Annotated in this window: 17 protein-coding genes; 11 read left to right on the forward strand and 6 right to left on the reverse strand. The window is 41.9% G+C overall.

What is annotated here, in order from left to right:
* Nucleotides 1–24 precede the first annotated feature (24 nt).
* The 3 genes from NPE20_RS11120 (at nucleotide 25) to NPE20_RS11130 (ending at nucleotide 1,642) form a co-directional block, all read left to right on the forward strand.
* Entirely contained in the window at nucleotides 25–606 is a 582-nt protein-coding gene (locus NPE20_RS11120) for a thymidine kinase (RefSeq protein WP_256538726.1), read from the forward strand.
* Nucleotides 607–865: 259 nt separating this feature from the next.
* Nucleotides 866–1,156: a putative quinol monooxygenase gene (locus tag NPE20_RS11125; RefSeq protein ID WP_256538727.1), complete on the forward strand. Its 291-nt coding sequence runs from the start codon at nucleotides 866–868 to the stop codon at nucleotides 1,154–1,156.
* A 105-nt stretch (nucleotides 1,157–1,261) separates the two neighbouring features.
* A complete protein-coding gene (locus NPE20_RS11130) occupies nucleotides 1,262–1,642 on the forward strand; it encodes a response regulator transcription factor (RefSeq protein WP_256538728.1) in 381 nt (126 codons plus the stop codon).
* A 112-nt stretch (nucleotides 1,643–1,754) separates the two neighbouring features.
* On the opposite strand, the gene NPE20_RS11135 is transcribed toward NPE20_RS11130, so the two are convergent.
* The 6 genes from NPE20_RS11135 to NPE20_RS11160 all read right to left on the reverse strand — a co-directional run bounded on the left by NPE20_RS11135 (nucleotide 1,755) and on the right by NPE20_RS11160 (nucleotide 8,155).
* Nucleotides 1,755–3,935, reverse strand: a complete 2,181-nt coding sequence (locus NPE20_RS11135) for a TonB-dependent receptor family protein (protein WP_256538729.1) — start codon at nucleotides 3,933–3,935, stop codon at nucleotides 1,755–1,757.
* Between the two features lie 106 nt (nucleotides 3,936–4,041).
* Nucleotides 4,042–4,590: a hypothetical protein gene (locus NPE20_RS11140; RefSeq protein ID WP_256538730.1), complete on the reverse strand. Its 549-nt coding sequence runs from the start codon at nucleotides 4,588–4,590 to the stop codon at nucleotides 4,042–4,044.
* Between the two features lie 192 nt (nucleotides 4,591–4,782).
* Nucleotides 4,783–5,541: an SDR family NAD(P)-dependent oxidoreductase gene (locus NPE20_RS11145; protein ID WP_256538731.1), complete on the reverse strand. Its 759-nt coding sequence runs from the start codon at nucleotides 5,539–5,541 to the stop codon at nucleotides 4,783–4,785.
* A gap of 421 nt (nucleotides 5,542–5,962) precedes the next feature.
* On the reverse strand, nucleotides 5,963–6,550 hold the full coding sequence (locus NPE20_RS11150; protein WP_256538732.1) for a Crp/Fnr family transcriptional regulator: 588 nt from the start codon (nucleotides 6,548–6,550) through the stop codon (nucleotides 5,963–5,965).
* A 168-nt stretch (nucleotides 6,551–6,718) separates the two neighbouring features.
* Nucleotides 6,719–7,342, reverse strand: coding sequence for an NADPH-dependent F420 reductase (locus NPE20_RS11155; protein ID WP_256538733.1), 624 nt, complete (start codon nucleotides 7,340–7,342; stop codon nucleotides 6,719–6,721).
* Between the two features lie 60 nt (nucleotides 7,343–7,402).
* Nucleotides 7,403–8,155: an SDR family NAD(P)-dependent oxidoreductase gene (locus tag NPE20_RS11160; RefSeq protein ID WP_256538734.1), complete on the reverse strand. Its 753-nt coding sequence runs from the start codon at nucleotides 8,153–8,155 to the stop codon at nucleotides 7,403–7,405.
* A gap of 102 nt (nucleotides 8,156–8,257) precedes the next feature.
* On the opposite strand from NPE20_RS11160, the gene NPE20_RS11165 reads away from it, so the two are divergent.
* The 8 genes from NPE20_RS11165 to NPE20_RS11200 all read left to right on the forward strand — a co-directional run bounded on the left by NPE20_RS11165 (nucleotide 8,258) and on the right by NPE20_RS11200 (nucleotide 17,481).
* Complete coding sequence (locus NPE20_RS11165; protein WP_256538735.1) at nucleotides 8,258–8,614, forward strand: winged helix-turn-helix transcriptional regulator; 357 nt, start codon at nucleotides 8,258–8,260, stop codon at nucleotides 8,612–8,614.
* Between the two features lie 130 nt (nucleotides 8,615–8,744).
* Nucleotides 8,745–10,163, forward strand: coding sequence for an alkaline phosphatase family protein (locus tag NPE20_RS11170; protein WP_256538736.1), 1,419 nt, complete (start codon nucleotides 8,745–8,747; stop codon nucleotides 10,161–10,163).
* A gap of 22 nt (nucleotides 10,164–10,185) precedes the next feature.
* Complete coding sequence (locus NPE20_RS11175) at nucleotides 10,186–11,265, forward strand: lysylphosphatidylglycerol synthase transmembrane domain-containing protein (RefSeq protein WP_256538737.1); 1,080 nt, start codon at nucleotides 10,186–10,188, stop codon at nucleotides 11,263–11,265.
* Nucleotides 11,266–11,347: 82 nt separating this feature from the next.
* Nucleotides 11,348–12,019 carry an NAD-dependent epimerase/dehydratase family protein gene (locus NPE20_RS11180; protein ID WP_256538738.1) on the forward strand — a complete coding sequence of 224 codons (672 nt, stop codon included), beginning with the start codon at nucleotides 11,348–11,350 and terminating at the stop codon, nucleotides 12,017–12,019.
* A 223-nt stretch (nucleotides 12,020–12,242) separates the two neighbouring features.
* The gene (locus NPE20_RS11185) at nucleotides 12,243–12,446 is read left to right on the forward strand and encodes a Nif11-like leader peptide family natural product precursor (protein ID WP_256538739.1); all 204 of its coding nucleotides are present in this window, start codon (nucleotides 12,243–12,245) and stop codon (nucleotides 12,444–12,446) included.
* A gap of 89 nt (nucleotides 12,447–12,535) precedes the next feature.
* Entirely contained in the window at nucleotides 12,536–15,346 is a 2,811-nt protein-coding gene (gene lanM / locus NPE20_RS11190; protein ID WP_256538740.1) for a type 2 lanthipeptide synthetase LanM, read from the forward strand.
* A gap of 91 nt (nucleotides 15,347–15,437) precedes the next feature.
* Nucleotides 15,438–16,136: a response regulator transcription factor gene (locus NPE20_RS11195; protein WP_256538741.1), complete on the forward strand. Its 699-nt coding sequence runs from the start codon at nucleotides 15,438–15,440 to the stop codon at nucleotides 16,134–16,136.
* A complete protein-coding gene (locus tag NPE20_RS11200; RefSeq protein ID WP_256538742.1) occupies nucleotides 16,120–17,481 on the forward strand; it encodes a sensor histidine kinase in 1,362 nt (453 codons plus the stop codon). Before NPE20_RS11195 ends, NPE20_RS11200 begins: the two co-directional genes overlap by 17 nt.
* Nucleotides 17,482–17,673 lie beyond the last annotated feature (192 nt).

A 17,673-nucleotide genomic window follows, 5' to 3' on the forward strand; every position in this document is an offset into this window, starting at 1 on the left:
GCCCCTCACAAAAGTTTAGAGAGATTGTACAGCGAGGAAGTTTTTAAAAGGCGAAATGAAATTGGCGGGAGTATTGAAGTTATCTGTGGGTCAATGTTTTCGGGTAAAACCGAAGAATTGATAAGGCGGGTTAACCGCGCGCGGATAGCAAAAGTAAATGTAGAAATTTTTAGTCCGGTAGCCGATACACGCTACGATAAAAGCGCCCTGGTGTCACATAATCTAAATTCTATCCCTTCAAAAGCGGTTAGTAAAGCAGCCGAAATTTTGCCTTTGGCCAGCCATATACAAGTTGTTGGAATTGACGAAGCCCAGTTTTTTGATGATGAGCTTCCCAATGTTTGCCAAACCCTTGCCGATGCCGGTGTCAGGGTTATTGTGGCCGGTTTAGATATGGATTTTAAGGGCCGCCCATTTGGCACCATGCCCCAGATAATGGCCATTGCAGATTCGGTTACCAAGCTGCATGCCGTATGCGTAAAGTGCGGGCAGCAGGCCATGTACTCCTACCGTTTAGTGCCCGATGACAGCAAGATCTTATTAGGCGAAAAAGAAAGCTACGAGGCCCGTTGCCGCAATTGCTTTAACCTGGATGGGGCGATATAATTATTAGTGCTGTTTAAGGATTTCAAAACCCTCTTTTCGCTTGCGGAGAGAGGGTGGTCGAGCGCAGCAAAGACCGGGTAAGTCAACATCGCCGGTATAGCAAGACTAATTGCATACAATCTCTCACCAGAAATTCCCATCAGCCCCGCTATAAATCCGCTATAATTACCTGCAAATGCATTTTTGTATGAATAAAATTACAATTGGCGCATAAACAATAAGCGTGTTTTTAAGGTTAGGTAGTTAAAATACAATTACCATGAGCATTAGCTTACTTGCCTACATGCACTGCAAAAAAGATGCAGAGGTAGCGTTTGATACCGAATTAAAGAAACTGGTTGAAGCATCGTTAAAAGAAGAAGGCTGCTTAGCCTACGAACTGTACCAGTATAAAGACGAACCCACCAAATATGTAATTGAGGAAGAATGGGCCGACGAAGATACCTTAAGCAGACATATGGAGACTGCTCATTATAAGTATTTTGTGCACATATCACCTGCCTTATTAGAAACACCTGCCGATGTGAAAATACTAACCCGATTGGTTTGAAAGTGTTTGCCTATAGGGATATAAACAATATTTATAGTTTACTGTTGTGCTTTTAAAGAAAAACCATTGTAATATTTAGGGCATAAGAATTTATATTGATAAAATATGGCTAAGAAAATTTTAGTTATTGAGGATGATAAGGATATAAGGGATGCGGTTACTTACGCATTAGAGAACGAGGGGTATGAAGTGATATCATCTGAAAATGCCCGGATATTAAAATCGATAGACCAGCACAAACCCGACTTGATATTATTAGACAACTGGCTTACCGACTGGAAAAGTGATGCCAACGGCCAGCAGCTATGTTTCGAATTAAAATCAGACCCTAAAACGAGCCATATACCCGTGATCCTTGTATCGGCGGTAAGCAATATAGCCGAAATTGCCAAAGAAGGATTATCGGACGGGTATCTAAAAAAACCCTTTGACCTGGTTGAGTTGTTTGCCATAGTAAAGGAACATATTAACCCCCCAGCTGCCTAAAGGAGGAGCTTTTGAAACGCTTAAATACTAAGAAAGCCCAACTCCGAAAAGAGTTGGGCTTTCTGTTTATAATATAAATTAGGCTCCCCTTCAGGGGGTTGGGGGGCTGGGCTTAAATTTTCACCCCTAAACCAATATTAAACGAGATGCCATCGCTGGGCAAAATACCGGGGCCCGGGTACATGTTTATACGGCGAGTAAAGTATTTCTGATCGGTTAGGTTATTGATGTTAAAATTAACATGGTAGTTTTTCAGGAAACGATAGTTAAACGCCAGATCGACCAGTTTATAGGCAGGTACTATACCTGTAGCTCCGGTTGGGTTAAATGTGGTGTTATTGGCATCGGCAAACTGTTTGCTTACATAGCTAAACAATACAGTAGTGGTTATGTGGCTGGTTAAATAAGTAAGGCCGGTACGGTTTGTCCAATCTGGTGTGCCTTCAATTTTGTTGCCTGCCAGGCTAACGTTTACACCGGCATTGTTAATGCTGCCACTTGTGTACCTGCCATGTGTATAGGCAAGGGTATTAAATAAACGCAGGTCACTACCGGATTGCGGATTGAAACCACGGATAAGTGATAGCTCGGTGTAAGCTTCGATACCCTTAGCATTAGCGTTGCCGATAGTGGTTAAATACAAATGATTTGCGCCACCTGCATCCTGCACAGTTAATGTACCTGGGCGATTGCCATAGTGTACAAAAAAGCCGTTCACATCAAAAGTTAAAGCGGCGCCTATTTTGCCGCGGTAACCCAGGTCGGCGTTATAACCACGGCTATCTTTCATGTTTGGGTCAACAATGGTTAGTTGATCGGCAGGGGTAACGGCCGCGTAAATGTATGGGCGGTAAGCCTGCGATACATTACCATAAAGCTGGGTGGTGCTGCTAACCTGATATTGTAAGCCGGTGCCAAACAACGGGAAACTACGGTCGCGTTTGTAATTTACATTGGTGCTGCGGTTGTTCACCACACCATCTATAGTTGTTTTGATGCCCTCGTAACGTACGCCCGGCGTAACCGAAAATTTATCGGTAATACGGAAAAGGTTTTCTGCAAAAGCAGCGTAGTTAACGGCGTTTAGGTCAAGGTCTATACCGTAATCTTTAACCAGGCTCAAATCGAAATCACTATCAGTTGTACCCACGCCTTTTTGCTGGCGATGGGTAGATCCATCAGCATATCTTAAACCTGTAGTAAGGGTGCTGCGTACGCTTCCAATATTGTAGTTGTGTAACAAACGTGCTTCGGTTGTAAAGCTTTTATAATGGTCGCGGTCTACCTGGCGTGGGTTGTAGGTGCCTAAAGTAGGGTTCACAATATCGGCTACGTTTGATGGTGCTATAAATTGCACACTGCTGCGCTCGCCAAAAAGCACATGCGATGTTACCTCTAACCGGGTATTATTACTAAAGTTATAATTGAAAATTATTGCCGGGATATTAATTGCAGGTTTAAAGAAGTTACGGAAACGGTTTGATTGCCTGCTGGTGGCATTATACATATCGTCAGTTAAACCACCCGCAATTTGTTGCACATAATCAGATCGTGAGAACTGAAACGACAAGCTGCCTTTTGTATTGAACTGATATTTGATGTTGGCGTAGTATGCACGGTAGTTAAACGCCGCATCTGGTCGCCAGCCATCGCCGCTGCGGGCATCAAAGTAAGCATAGTAGCTCACCTTACCCACTTTGCCGCCAATAGCATTGTAAGAATTAAAGAAACGGTTGCTGCCAACGGTTTGCTCACTTTCTAAGCCAAAGGTTTTGGTGGTATCGGGCTCTTTAATTTTAAAATTGACCATCCCGCCAAACTGGCTGCCAAACTGCAGGGACGATGCGCCGCGCACATATTGCACCTCACTAATAGCCTGGAACGGCATATTGTAATGGTTCTCCGGGTAACCAACAACATCCGAGTTGGTGTTGTAGCCATTCTGCCTGATATTGGTTTCAATAGAGCGGTGAATATCAGTACCACGTGTACCAATGTTAAGCTGCAAGCCTGCGCCATCCATTTCCCAAACATTAATGCCCGGTACTTGCGAAAATAAGGTACGTGCGTTGTTGCCCGCTAAGTTTGCCTTACCCGGGTTGGCATAAATAATATTGGTTTTTTTGCCCGGGAATATATAAGCGCCAGATACATCTGATAAGTTTTTGCTGCGCGATTCTTTGATAATTACACTATCAAGCTTAAGTGTGTCCTTTTTTACTATCTGTGCCTGTGCCTGGTAAACGCTTGCAAGCATAACCATAGCCAACAAGGCTTTGTATAAATATTTCATTATAGTTTTTTTAGAGAAAGAAATTAATAGGTTAAATAAATAGCATCAACAGCACAGCGCATAATTATGCCGTGCATGTATAGATAAGAATGCTAAAAAATTACAGTTAACCTAAAATTTCGGGGGGCTGACCCGGTATCGGGATAAAGGGATCGACAGAAATGGTATAAATTTTATTAAAACCCTGTGGAGGGATGTTTTCGAACCGAAGAAAATTAATAACTAACTGTGGGTGATCGTATTTGTTATCCGGGCCACCTTTTTTTACCGAGGTATTATCTCCTTTATCTGTAGGGATATCGTTTATTTGTTTGGCGTAAATAACGTTGTTATCTACCAGTTTTGTTTTTTCGTAATTAGGCACGCACATTACGTAAAGGGTATCCTTTGTGAATTTAAGCTTTACGTAATTATAACAAGCGTTTTTTAGCTGGATAGACCCGCTTACATTTTTATAATCGGCCCACTCGTTTATGCCCGGCAAGTTTTGTTTTACTTTAAGTTCAATAAGCGTATTGGGGTCGTACAGGTTATGGCTTATCAGCTCGTTCATGTGCCTGTCAGATCGCTCCATCATATAATTTTGCAGCAACATATAGCCACCCCAATTAAAAAAGTGGATAACCAACAGGAATATGGCGAACAGTTTTTTCAAGTGTAATTAGGCTTACAGTGCAATTTTAATTAAAACTTTTAAAAGGTGCGCTACTACGTGCGTTTTAACGCTCCCTGATGTTGGGAAAGATATAAGTTATTTAAAGCAACAAAAAATCCCTGCTTCCGGGAAGAAACAGGGATTTGAAAGAAACTTATACTTTTGAACTATTATTTTTTGCGTTTTCGGAATTTAAAAGCCATACATACCACCCGAAACGGAAACTTGCTCTCCCGTGATCCAGGCTGCATCATCGGAAGCCAGGAATACTGCAGCTTTTGCGATGTCTTCGGGCTGGCCTCTGCGTCCAAGCGGTGTTTTTTCGATAAACATCTTTTCATACTCACTTCCGGCAGTAACGCCTGCGCTGGCTGCGCCTTCAGTTTCTGTAGCGCCAGGTAAAATAGAATTGATGCGAACGTTTTTAACACCCAGCTCCTTGGATAAAGCAATTGTAAAGGCATCCAGTGCCGCTTTAGTTGAAGAGTATAATGAGGCATTTGCGAGAGGGTACTTACTTGCACCCGAACTGATATTGATGATATTGCCGCCCTTACCGCCAAAAAGTTTCAAAGATGCCTGAATAGTCAATATGGGCCCTAATACGTTAACGTTGAAACTTTGATGGAAATCTTCTATCGAAATTTGTTCTATAGGTGCATATCCCTGAGATACTGCATTATTTACTAAAATGTCAAGCTTGCCGAAAGCATTTTCAGTTTCTTTGAACAGCCTGATAACATCGGCTTCTTTCGATACATCGGCCTGTACAGCAATGGCTATGCCTCCATTGTCGGCTATCTCCTTAACCACGCTATCTGCGCCTTCTTTACTTGAGGCATAATTTACAACAACCTTTGCGCCTTCTGCCGCAAAATGTTTGGCGATAGATGCACCTATTCCCTTTGAAGCACCGGTAACTACCGCTACTTTGTTTTTTAATTTACTCATTATTTCTATTAGTTAATATATTCAAACTCTTCAGGTGTATTTTCCGTTCTGAAGGATATCCAAAGATGCAGCCCCGTGACGGATCATTTATTGACATGAATCATTAAGTACCTTTGATTTAGGTCAACTCATGGTCTTGATCTAAATCAAGTTATTTGGATAAATAATTGTAAAAAAGCAACTTAAGCTGAGTAAGGGAACGCGGGAAGGAGAAAAACAGAAAGATCACAACGGCATGTTTTGCGTTGGTAAGCACTTTTTTGCATTAAGGAAGCTATATCAATGGGGCTGAAGCGGCAATTGAAAAGCCGGGCGCTTGTGGAAAGCTATATTAAAGCGTGTTGTTCATGGATATATAACGGGATATTCCGGTTTAGGTAAAAAATTTATTTGATACCTAATTTCATCTGCGCATAAAGATCTATTTAAAAGAGTTTTTCCGTATCCTGCTCAAAGTTTCCGGAGATAAACCCAGATAAGAGGCTATCATGTTTTGCGGGAACCGCTGTAGAAATTGCGGATAATTGCTGACCAAATCCTCGTAACGCTCTTCAGCTGTATAGCTCATAGCGGCCTGCATTCTTTTCTGGTTTGCAATGGTGTAATTTTGACTGATTACATTCGCCATCGCCGAAAATGCAGGTATATGCTTAAGAAACTCCTCAATTTGCGCGTTGGTTGACTGCAGAACCTCCAGATCCTCCAGTGCTTCGATGTTAAACCGACTTGGTGTTAACAGGTAAAAGCTTTCAAAATCGGCCAGCCACCAGTTTTCTAAAGATAATTTCAGTATGTGTTCATGCCCTTTTTCATCTACCGTAAAAGTTCTGGCAGATCCTTTTACAATAAATCCAATATATTTGCATACGTCTCCTTCCTGTAAAAAGTATTGCCGTTTACGAAGTTTTTTGGTTTTGAAATGAGCCATCAACAAATGCTTATCGTCCTCTGAAAGCACTTTGCCTGATATTTCCTGGATGTAATCGAAAAACGCTTCAAAATTGGACATCGTTCAAGTATATAATTATTCGCAATTTACTCAAGCTGCCTGATAAAAAGACTAAAAAACAAACAAGGTGTCGGATTTCCCTTTAGTTTACATTCTCAACAAAAAATCCCCGCTTCCGGAAGAAACAGGGATTAAAAGAAACTTATACTTGTTTGCGATCACGATTCATTAGTCGAATTTGACCAAGTCCTGAAAGATCAGTTGACCCCAGCTATTTCCGCGCGCCTGCACAAGTAGTCCGCCTTCCGAAAGCTTGCCAAGTTTGACCGGTGCAAAACCGAGATTTTCCGCAAGCGCACCAATCTCAGTTGCTGCGCCGTCATCGTCGCTCGCCAGGAACACTACTCGTTTGCCACCATGAACAGCCGGATCTTGTTCAAGGATGGCTGCGATCAAATGGTTGAACCCTTTAACCAGTTTTCCACAGGTGAAGGCCTGCGCCACAAACCTGGCAGAAGGCAGTCCTCCCATCTTCTCAGGGGGCACGCCGTAGGCATTGGTCACATCTACGATGGTCTTCCCCTGCCAGCTGGGCAGCGCTTTTGCAACATCCGGATGCGATTCGAAACGGACAGCCAGAAAGATGACGTCCGCCTTAACGGCTTCCGCCAGTGTTGTAGGGATGATCCCGGGTCCGATCGCGGCCGCATCGGATGCAAAGCTTTTGGGGTCGCGCGTGGTTGCAACGGATACTTCAATGCCTTTACGGGCAAACGCCTTGGCCAGGGCCTGGCCGATCTTGCCGAAGCCGACAATTGCGTAGCTTCCTGCTTTATTCTCTGAATTACTCATTTTGAAAATTATTTAATTATTTAATGGCGCCAGTCAAAAACCCGCGCGGTTTGAGGTTAGTTATTTAGACAGATAGGTCATACCACCGTCGACAAGGAGCTCAGCACCAAGCATAAACGAAGAATCATCAGAAGCCAGGAAAACCGCAGTTTTACCAATGTCAGATGGTTGCCCAATTCTGCCTATCGGCATTTCACTTGCGAAATGATTTTTTATAGCTTCAATTTGCTCTAAGGGAACAAACTTTTCAAATGCAGGTGTATCTGTTGTACCTGGTGTTATAACATTTACTCTGATCTTTCTATCTAAAAGGTCGCTTGAAAATGCTTTAGCAAAAAAGATCACGGCCGCTTTTGCAGCACCATACAACGTAAAATTTGGATATGCACGGTGCGCTGCATTTGACCCGATAAGAATAATAGAAGCACCATCATTTATATATGGCAGTGCTTTATTAACAGTGAAGTAGACACTTTTCACGTTTAAATCAATCGTCTTGTCAAAGTCTGCTTCGCCCAAAGTTGCCACAGTTCCTACTGCGCCACCACCCGCGTTGGCTACAATAACGTCTATTTTACCAAATTTTTCAGATGTTTCTTTGAACACCCTTTCCAGATCGGCAAGGTTGGTTACATCGGCATTTATGGCTATAAAATTGTCGCCAAGTTGAGCCACAGAACTATCTAAAGTTTCCTGGTTTCTGCCGACAATAACTCCTTTCGCACCTTCATTTTTAAATTCCCGGGCAATGCCAAACCCTATTCCACTATTACCACCTGTAATAACTGCTACTTTATTTTTTAATCTACTCATTATTTCTTTTTTTAAGATTGAGCGACAAAGGTAGACCACGGAAGTTATTTTTAGTAACTTTGTACTGATAAATAACAGTAACACAGAGGTAACTAAGTAACAATGGGGTGTAAAATAGAAGAGTTCCAACAAGAACAAAGGAAGAGAATAAGAGCCGTTCAGGATTCGATGGACGTGCTGAATGGAAAATGGAAGATTGCTATTATTTCGTCTATTTGCTGTTACGGTAAAAGGCGATTTTCCGATATTTTGAATGATATAGAAGGGATTTCCAACAGGATGCTGAGTAAAGAATTAAAGGAATTAGAAATAAACCAGCTGGTAAAACGAACCGTTTTAGATACACAACCTATAACGGTTCAGTATGAACTTACGGAACATGGCGATACGCTACAAACCATAATCAGTAATCTTACAGATTGGGGAATTGTACACCGAAAGAAAATTGTGGGGAAATAATGTTCATATAATAGTTACAGGTTACCGGCCAAAAATTAATAAATATTTATTTATTTTACGGTTACGAACATAATTTCTACAACGGCCTTTACGTTAGCTTAAACGCTGTTTTTATAATATTTTACTATTGATGCAAAGCAAAAAGCGTGTGCTGTTTTATTTAGTTGACGGCGCCCACAGTGAAGTTTTACCCGAACTGATTGAAAAAGGTGAACTCCCCAATATAAAGCGAATAATTGACGAGGGTACTTACCGCAAGGCTACAACTTGTTTCCCATCCACAACCGGCCCCGCTTACCTGCCATTTTTAACCGGGCATTTTCCGGGTACGATGGATATTACCGGCATCCGCTGGTTTGATAAAAAAGAATTTAAACGCAGCCGCTTCAACAAAATGGCTATGCGCAGCTATTGCGGGCCCGAAGCCGCATGGTTTAATACCGATATGCCTGCCGATAAGCCAACTTTGTTTGAGCTGATGGGCGAATCGTACAACCTTTATAATATGATAACCCGTAATGTGCCCGATGAGTATGATCTGGGCAAAAAGGGTAAGGGCCTAATGTATATGCGCGCGCATTTTAAATTGAGGCACCATCCGGTTGACTTGCAAGGGCACCAGCGCATTATGGAGATGCTTAATTCTGGTAAGGATTTTGATTTTTTGTTCGCGGTGTTCCCAAGTGTAGATTGGGATTCGCATTATCACCACATTCGCGATGCGCGTACTGTTGAGGCTTATAAAATTGCCGATAATAGCCTGGGTGAAGTACGTGCTAAATTAGAAGAGCAGGGTAAATGGGCGGATACATTATTTATAATGACATCTGACCATGGCCTTACACCAACAACCAAACACCTCGACCTTGCCGACTGGATGACCGATCACGGTTTAAAATCTGTTTATTATCCGGTTATCTGGAAAAGCAATCCGAAATGCGCCGTGATGATATCCGGAAACTCGTTTGGCAGCATCCACTTCTTAAATCACAAAGGCGACCACATGCTGCGCGAACAGGGCATCATCGAATCTATGGGGGCCGAACGTTTACAATTACTGTTAAATGAAGATGCTGTAGACTTTGCTATTTACCGTGGCGATGAGGAGCAAACTTTTATTGTACATAACAAAGATGGTAAGGCTAAAATATCCGTTAAGGATAAGGTGTTCACTTATGAGCCCGGTACTGCTGATGTATTAAAATATGGTGGCAAAATTGAAGCTACAGGCCACCGTGCCATATTAGAAGCTACTTTTGAAACCGATTATCCGGATGCCGTTTTCCAGATCTATCAGTTATTCCAAAGCCGCAGGGCGGGGGATATTGTAATAAGTGCCAGAGTAGGGTATGACCTGCGCGATTTTTGGGAATACCCCGAGCACCTGGGCTCGCATGGGTCGTTGCATAAGCATCACATCCATGTGCCTATGATATACAACCAAAAAGGCTGGAACGAACATCCTGCCCGCACTGCAGACCTATTTGATAGCATCCTGAAATGGAAAGGCATCACGCCGGCAAGTTCAGAGGGCGAACCCTTATTTTAATATATCTACCTTTAAAGAATAAATGATACCAACTACAGAGCAAAAAGTAGAGCCGGAAAAGCAGGAAGCGAAAAATGTATTCAATAAAAAAGTTATCATAAAAGGTGCTTTTTGGTTTGCGTTGATAACGGTTGCTACTATTGCAGCAGTGTTCTTTTATACCAACACCGGCGATACGGTGAAGGCGCTTTCACATATCTCATATAAGTACATTGCTATTTGCTTTGTAATGCTTTTTGTTGACCTGATGCTGGGCAGCTGGCGAAATCATATCTATATCCGTAAAATGGCGCCGGGTGTTTCGCACTGGGTAAGCTTTAGAGCAAACGTGGCCAATATGTTTATGGGCGCGGTAACCCCGGCACACGGTGGTGCAGGCCCGGCGCAAATATTTGTGTACACCAGCAATGGTGTTAAATTTGTTGATGCTTTTGCCGTAACACTAATAAACCTTGGGGCTACGCTTATTTTTATGCCATTGGCTGGTTTTATAGCTATTATGCTGATGGATACTACCGAAGTTGGCAGCATTGTACCCGCTATGCTCAAATACGGCTTTAGCTTTTTCTTGCTTTTTCTGTTGGCCTTTTTATTAGCCTTTTGGAAGCCGCTTTTGGTGGGTACTATTATCAAAAAAATAGCCAAAGGCCTTTCCAAAATATTCCCTAAACGGAAAGATAAGCTTGAAAAATGGGCGGATAATTCGTTTCAAAGTATCAGTAAATATCAGCAAAGCTGTAGTTTAATTTTAAGCAAAAATCCATTGCTGTTTCCATTAAGTCTTGTTATAACTACGTTGCTTTACCTGAACAAGTATTGCATGCAATGGGTTATTTTGCTTGGCCTTGGCGTTAATGCCAATCTGGTACAGGTTATATCCATCCAGATACTTATTCAGTTTATGATATATTTTGCGCCTACTCCCGGCGGCAGCGGCTTTGCGGAAGGGTTTATATCATCGCTGTTTGGCAAAATAGTGCCGGCCGCACTCATTCCTATATTTACATTGCTGCAGCGCTCATTCCTGTTGTTTTTTCCGGCATTGGTGGGAGCTTGTGTGGTTATAAACCTGCTTCGTAAACAAACCATGAAGAAGGGGTAATCCTCTGGCTTTTAATTGTTCCTGTTTAATTGATGATATAAAACTTTAGTGATTAGTCCTTGTTTTTACTTCTCTTTGTATTATGATGAACACACCAATAAGAGCAATAATAACTGGGACTACCGGTATGGTAGGTGAGGGGGTAATGCATCAATGTTTGCAGCACCCTGATGTTGAAGCGGTATTGATCATCAACAGAAAGCCGTCGGGTTACTCGCACCCTAAATTAAAGGAAATAGTACATGTCAATTTTTTTGACCTGTCGGCTATTGAAGATCAGCTCGGCGGATACAACGCCTGCTATTTTTGCCTGGGTATCTCATCTGTTGGCATTTCAAAAGATGATTATCATAATACCACCTATACGCTTACCCTTAACGTAGCCCAAACACTTGTAAAGCATAACCCGGGCATGACGTTTTGTTATGTATCAGGCGCGGGCACTGATAGCCAAGAAAAAGGCACCGGCTGGGCGGCTGTAAAAGGTAAGACCGAAAACGACTTGATGAAACTACCCTTTAAGCAGGTGTTTGCGTTTAGGCCGGGTTTTATAAAACCAATAAAAGGCTTATCTAAAACACATAACTTTTATAAATATATAAATTGGTTATACCCAATTGGCCGCGCGTTGTACCCCGCCGGCTTTACTACCCTGCAAGAGCTGGCGCAAGCCATGATCAATATTGCCAAACATGGGTACCCCACAAAAGTGATAGAAGGTAAGGATATAATTACCCTTGCTAAACAAGGCTAAAGCGCTTTAATTTCACTCTAAGTATATAAACCACCGCTATAGCGAAAATTTTGATGGTTTTGTTTTATATAGCCTATAAATGATTCCTGTATAAGCAATATTTTAACCTTTGCTTAATAGGGCTTATCTGCCTTGTATAAAGGGGCTTTACAACCTATGGGAATTATTTAGATGGCCTTACCTTAGTATTGTTAAATAAATAACACATCTAAACCTTATCATTATGTCACAAAAAAGTTTTTCAGAAGCAGTAAAAAACGACGCTGCTTTACAAGGCGACCTTAACAAAGCAGTACAAGCAGCAATTGCAGAAGTGGCCAAAAAACATGGTGTAGCTTTCTCGGGATCAGACCTGAGCAAAACCCACACGGCACCAACCGCATTGGGTTGTGTATCAACCGCCTGGACTGCGGTTTGTACTGTTTAACCTCTTCGGTAAAGGGTCTAAAGATAAAGTGCAAAATAGTATGCTATTTTGCACTTTATTATATAAGGTAATATTTAACACCTGGTAAATTGACAGATACAAGTGCAAGTATAATGATCGAGCAGGCGTTGCCCTTTGGGCAACATGTTTGGGCTATAACTAAAACCGAATTAGAAAATGCAACCGCAGATTTATATAACGATGATAAGGATGTTGTTTTAAAAGCCCTTGCACCGGTAAGTATGTTTGCTTTCGACCAGCATTTTTGTGATTTCGCCTCAACCATAAATCCCTGTTTTAATATTCTGCAATTAATTGATCCGGCCTTTAACAGCACGGATGATCTGCTAAATGATTACGACGAGTATTTTTTTGATAAAAACGGACTGGCTGGCTTTCTTAAAAAATACCCATTGGTTTACACCCTGCAAAAAGATCTATATCAACAACTAAACGCTTTTTATACCGAAATTTTGGCAAATATCCTTGCCGATACTGATAGCTTGTCGCAAATTTTTAATAACGGGCAATCTATAGGCAAGGCAATCAAAATAAACATTAGCGAGGGCGACAGGCACCAGGGTGGCAAAAGCACGGCTATAATTGAGTTTGAGTGTGGCCTAAAGCTGTTATACAAACCGCGCAGCGGCGCTATGGATGTTGCGTTCAATACCTTTATAAGCCAAATTGCCAAAGAAACAGGCATCGACCTGAAAATTACTACAGTGCTTGACCGTGGTGATCATTTTTGGATGGAATTTATTGAACACCTACCCGTGTCAGGCAAAAATGAGTTGTATGATTATTATATCCAGTGCGGGGCGCTGCTGGCCATTGTTTTTTTATTAGGTGGAACAGATTTTCATTTCGAGAACATTATAGCCAACGGCAAACACCCGGTACTGATAGATCTGGAATGCCTGTTTGGGGCAACCGATGAAATGCAGGAGGGGCGGTTCAGTGTAAACAACACGGGCCTTTTACCTGTCAACATTTATTTAGATGAACAGGACGTCGCCATTGATAACAGTGGTTTTGGCGCATGGGGGAGGCAGGTATCCGGTATAGATCGGTGGGCATGGATAAATATGGGTACCGACGCTTTGCGCCTTGATAAGCAAAAAGGCATTTTCGTAGCCGATAAAAATCAGCCTGTTTATAACGATATTGCCATTTCGCCCGAAAACTATCTCACTGAAATTATTGACGGATTTAAAAGAACCTGCACCTGGTTCATTACAAATAAAGATAGCTTAGACAAGCCTGGTTCTGCTTTCAGCAATTTCGCGGGTAAGCCCATCAGGGTAATTATGCGATACACCATGAACTACCTGTTCATTATCGAAAACTCGTTAAACGCAGAGGTGTTGGTAACTGAACAGGCGCGTAAGGAAGAAATCTACCGCTCGTTAAACGAGTTCCCAACGGCAACACAGCTGCAGTCAGAAATTAGATCACCTATTAATGATGCCGAATTTAAGGCTATAAAGAAAATGAACGTCCCGTTATTTAACGGGAACACAACTAAGCTCCATATCCGGGAATCGGGGGATATACCGGAATGGGCTTTTTTTAAAACCACACCTTATCAGTTTACACTTAACCGCATAAAAAATTTTGATACCGATAAAATGGAGCTGCAGATAAGCCTGATAAAAGCAGCTTTTGCCGTGCGGTATGACACAAAACAAAAGGAGGATAACCAAGTAACCGCTAAACTTTTAACCGGTTATATCGATACATCTATACTGCAAGAGGTTGAGCAGATTGCCTCGGGTATCAGGTCATCAGCAATAAAAAATAGTAATAATTATAGCTGGAATAGCTATACAACCAATGGTAACAACAAACTGGTTTTTGATACATTAAGCCCAATGTTGTACGATGGGTCACTGGGAATAGCCTGTTTCCTGCATATGGCCGATAACTTTGCGAATAAAGAAATAGTGGATGCCATTATATCTGCCGAAGTAAAGCGGGCGTTTAACGCTGCTGTTGATATTTCATTTGCTTCGGGTATTTCTGGTTTGTTGTATGCCCTGGTTAAAACACATACTACAGATAACCAAAACCTGCAAACAGCCATTGCCCTAACCCGGCTAATAAATACTGCTGATATTAGTAAGGACCATAAATATGATATTATGGCGGGCTCGGCAGGGTTACTGCAAAGCCTGGCTTTACTCTATAAAAATACCGGCTCGGCAAGTGTTTTAAACACAATGACGTTTATTGGCGATCACCTTTTAGAGAGCCGCGTTATCGATTCAACATCGGGTGCATTAACCTGGCGGGGGGAGCAGTTCGACAGGCCTTTAACTGGTTTCTCGCATGGTGCCTCGGGTATCGCACGTGCTTTATTAACCTTGTTTGATTGTACCGGCATAGATAAATACAAACATGCCTTTTATCAATCTATAAAGTTTGACAACTATTACCAGAATGCCCAACACTCAAATTGGTGCGATCTGCGTAAAGCCGGCTCTGATTGCAAAACCACCTGGTGCCACGGTGCGCCGGGTATTGGTTTGGCCCGCTTGCATGCCTACGCTATCTTAAAAGAAAAAAGCTTGCTGCGCGATATAGAAATTGCGATCAGCACTACGAAAAAACACCTTTTAACCGATGTAGATTTTTACTGCTGCGGCAACACAGGCCGTATCGATTTCCTGATAGAGGCAGCTGCGGTACTTAATCGCCCGCAATTGCTTAAAACCGCACGGAAGGCTTTACTGACAATAATTAACCGGAAAAATGAAAGGGGTTATTATCAAACTTTTGATATGGCCGCCGTGAGTTTAGAAAACCCCTCGCTGTTTCGTGGCACCGCAGGTATTGGTTATACTTTATTACGAAGTATTAATCCCGGAGAAGTACCCTGCTTAGGTCTTTTGACATAATAATTTCCGTTTAATTCCATTTTTAACATAGGTAAACAAGCTAAAACATTTATTTTGGGCAAATGGTTCTATTTTCCATAAATCCAGTTAAATGAAAATACTCCTTATTGAAGATGAGCCAGGGTTGGTATCGGTTATTTTGCGTGGCTTAACCACAGCCGGTATGGAAGTTAGCGTTGCCGCTGATGGAAAGATGGGACTGGAAATGGCCCAAACCCATAATTTCGATGTTATTATATTAGATATTATGTTGCCGGGGATGAATGGTATACAAGTTTGTAAAGAGATACGCAAACAGGATGATGCTGTTGCCATATTAATGCTAACGGCCCTATCCAGCACAGAGAACATTGTTACCGGCCTTAACAGTGGCGCCGATGATTATCTGGCCAAACCCTTTAAATTTGCCGAACTGGAAGCCCGCATCCGCACACTGGCACGTCGCAGCAGAGTAGCGAGCACACCCAAAAGTTTTATCAGCATAGCAGATTTGGAAGTTGATACAGTATCAAAAACCGCCAAAAGGAACAATAAAAGTATAGCCCTTACCGCTACCGAATATAACCTGTTAGAGTATTTTGTAAAAAACCAGAATATGGTGCTGTCGCGTATACAAATACTGGAGAATGTATGGGATATTGATTTTAATATGGGCACCAACGTGGTTGATGTTTATGTGAACTATCTGCGAAAAAAAATAGATAATGGTTATGATGTTAAGCTGATACATACCGTTTTTGGCATGGGCTATATATTTAAGGAAGAAACCGCTGATGAAACTTCAAACTAAGATAACCTTACTATTTGTTGTTATATCCACCACTGGTTTGGTGCTGCTTAATGCATCTATATTTTATTTTGTATCTGAATTTAACTTCGAGGATTTTTTTAAACGCCTGGAGGCCCGCGTTAATTTGACTGCCGAAATCAACATAAACCCACACAAAGAATCGGCTGCATACAAACAGGTACGTACCCGTTACCTGGAAAAACTGGAGAACGAGCAGGAACATATTATAAAATTAGATACCTCTAAAAGCCCTTCATATACCCCGATGCTTAACCTGCCGGATGATTTTTATCAAAACATTCTTGAGGGAAAAAAGACCCGTTACACGCAGCGAAACCATTTTTATGCCGGGAAATTATTTAACATACAGGGCAAAAAGTATATTGTTATTGTTACCGCTACAGACCCATACGGGTTTAAGGAATTGGAGCAACTGAAAAAGGTATTGCTTATTGTTTTCGTTATATCTATCATACTCACCTACATAGCGGGTAAAATATTTTCTTACTACACCGTGCGCCCGGTGCGGGGTATTATAAAAAGCGTTAAAAACATAACAGCCAACAACCTGCATTTAAGGTTAGACGAGGTAAATGGTAAAGATGAGCTTGCCGAACTGGTGCTCACCTTTAACAATATGCTTAACCGGCTCGAAACCGCTTTTGAAACCCAGAACAACTTTGTGAGCAATGCATCGCACGAGTTGCGTACACCGCTAACCATCATCAGCGGCGAAACTCAATTGCTTTTAAAAGGTAATAAGGTAACCGAAGAGGGCAAGGCATCGGTACAAACCATTTTGAACGAGGCAGAAAAGCTTGGACATATTTTGGCCAGCCTGCTTGGACTGGCACAAACCGGGTTTGATGGGAAGAAACAAAACTGGTCTAAAATAAGAGTAGATGAGTTAGTGATGGAGGTGGCTGATTCCGTTAAAAAGATAGATCCCGAAAGCGTTATCGATATTGATTTTTCGGCCTTGCCGGATGATGAAAACCTTTTGTACACCGAAGGCAATGTTAACTTGCTGCAACTGGCCGTAAGTAATATAGTACTCAACGCCTGCAAATATTCCAGCAACCGCCCGGTTAATATACAGGTAACGGCGCATGAGGGCCGCGTTATTATAATAAAAGTGACCGACAAAGGCATTGGTATCCCAGAGCAGGAACAGCAGCATATCTTCGAGCCCTTTTTCAGGGCATCAAACACAAGCGATTTTCAGGGGCATGGCATTGGGTTGCCGCTTACATTAAACATCATCCGTTTGCATAAAGGCAGTATCGGTATCCGGTCGGAAGAGCAGGTAGGTACCGAGATCCAAATTCTGCTGCCTATAGCTTAATTTTCACGTTTTATCGCATATTAAGAAACCGGTTTCTAATAACTTTCTAATAATTGGGGCGAGTTATTAAATAAGTTGCTGGTGTTCTTTAAAAATTCGCTGATTATCAGCTGTTTATTTATTAGAGAAAATCTCATACTCTAATCAAATTCTAATAATCCTCTTAATTCATTTTAATGAGGGCAAAGTAGT

The sequence above is a fragment of the Mucilaginibacter aquariorum genome (assembly GCF_024498135.1).
In the GTDB taxonomy this organism is placed as follows: domain Bacteria; phylum Bacteroidota; class Bacteroidia; order Sphingobacteriales; family Sphingobacteriaceae; genus Mucilaginibacter; species Mucilaginibacter aquariorum.

Coding starts and splice junctions, on each gene's coding strand:
- NPE20_RS11160 (WP_256538734.1), bottom strand. CDS start 8,155: ATGAGTAGATTAAAAAATAAAGTAGCAGTTATTACAGGTGGTAATAGT.
- NPE20_RS11145 (WP_256538731.1), bottom strand. CDS start 5,541: ATGAGTAAATTAAAAAACAAAGTAGCGGTAGTTACCGGTGCTTCAAAG.
- NPE20_RS11165 (WP_256538735.1), top strand. CDS start 8,258: ATGGGGTGTAAAATAGAAGAGTTCCAACAAGAACAAAGGAAGAGAATA.
- NPE20_RS11155 (WP_256538733.1), bottom strand. CDS start 7,342: ATGAGTAATTCAGAGAATAAAGCAGGAAGCTACGCAATTGTCGGCTTC.
- NPE20_RS11135 (WP_256538729.1), bottom strand. CDS start 3,935: ATGAAATATTTATACAAAGCCTTGTTGGCTATGGTTATGCTTGCAAGC.
- NPE20_RS11130 (WP_256538728.1), top strand. CDS start 1,262: ATGGCTAAGAAAATTTTAGTTATTGAGGATGATAAGGATATAAGGGAT.
- NPE20_RS11195 (WP_256538741.1), top strand. CDS start 15,438: ATGAAAATACTCCTTATTGAAGATGAGCCAGGGTTGGTATCGGTTATT.
- NPE20_RS11125 (WP_256538727.1), top strand. CDS start 866: ATGAGCATTAGCTTACTTGCCTACATGCACTGCAAAAAAGATGCAGAG.
- NPE20_RS11185 (WP_256538739.1), top strand. CDS start 12,243: ATGTCACAAAAAAGTTTTTCAGAAGCAGTAAAAAACGACGCTGCTTTA.
- NPE20_RS11180 (WP_256538738.1), top strand. CDS start 11,348: ATGATGAACACACCAATAAGAGCAATAATAACTGGGACTACCGGTATG.
- NPE20_RS11200 (WP_256538742.1), top strand. CDS start 16,120: ATGAAACTTCAAACTAAGATAACCTTACTATTTGTTGTTATATCCACC.
- NPE20_RS11175 (WP_256538737.1), top strand. CDS start 10,186: ATGATACCAACTACAGAGCAAAAAGTAGAGCCGGAAAAGCAGGAAGCG.
- NPE20_RS11150 (WP_256538732.1), bottom strand. CDS start 6,550: ATGTCCAATTTTGAAGCGTTTTTCGATTACATCCAGGAAATATCAGGC.
- NPE20_RS11170 (WP_256538736.1), top strand. CDS start 8,745: ATGCAAAGCAAAAAGCGTGTGCTGTTTTATTTAGTTGACGGCGCCCAC.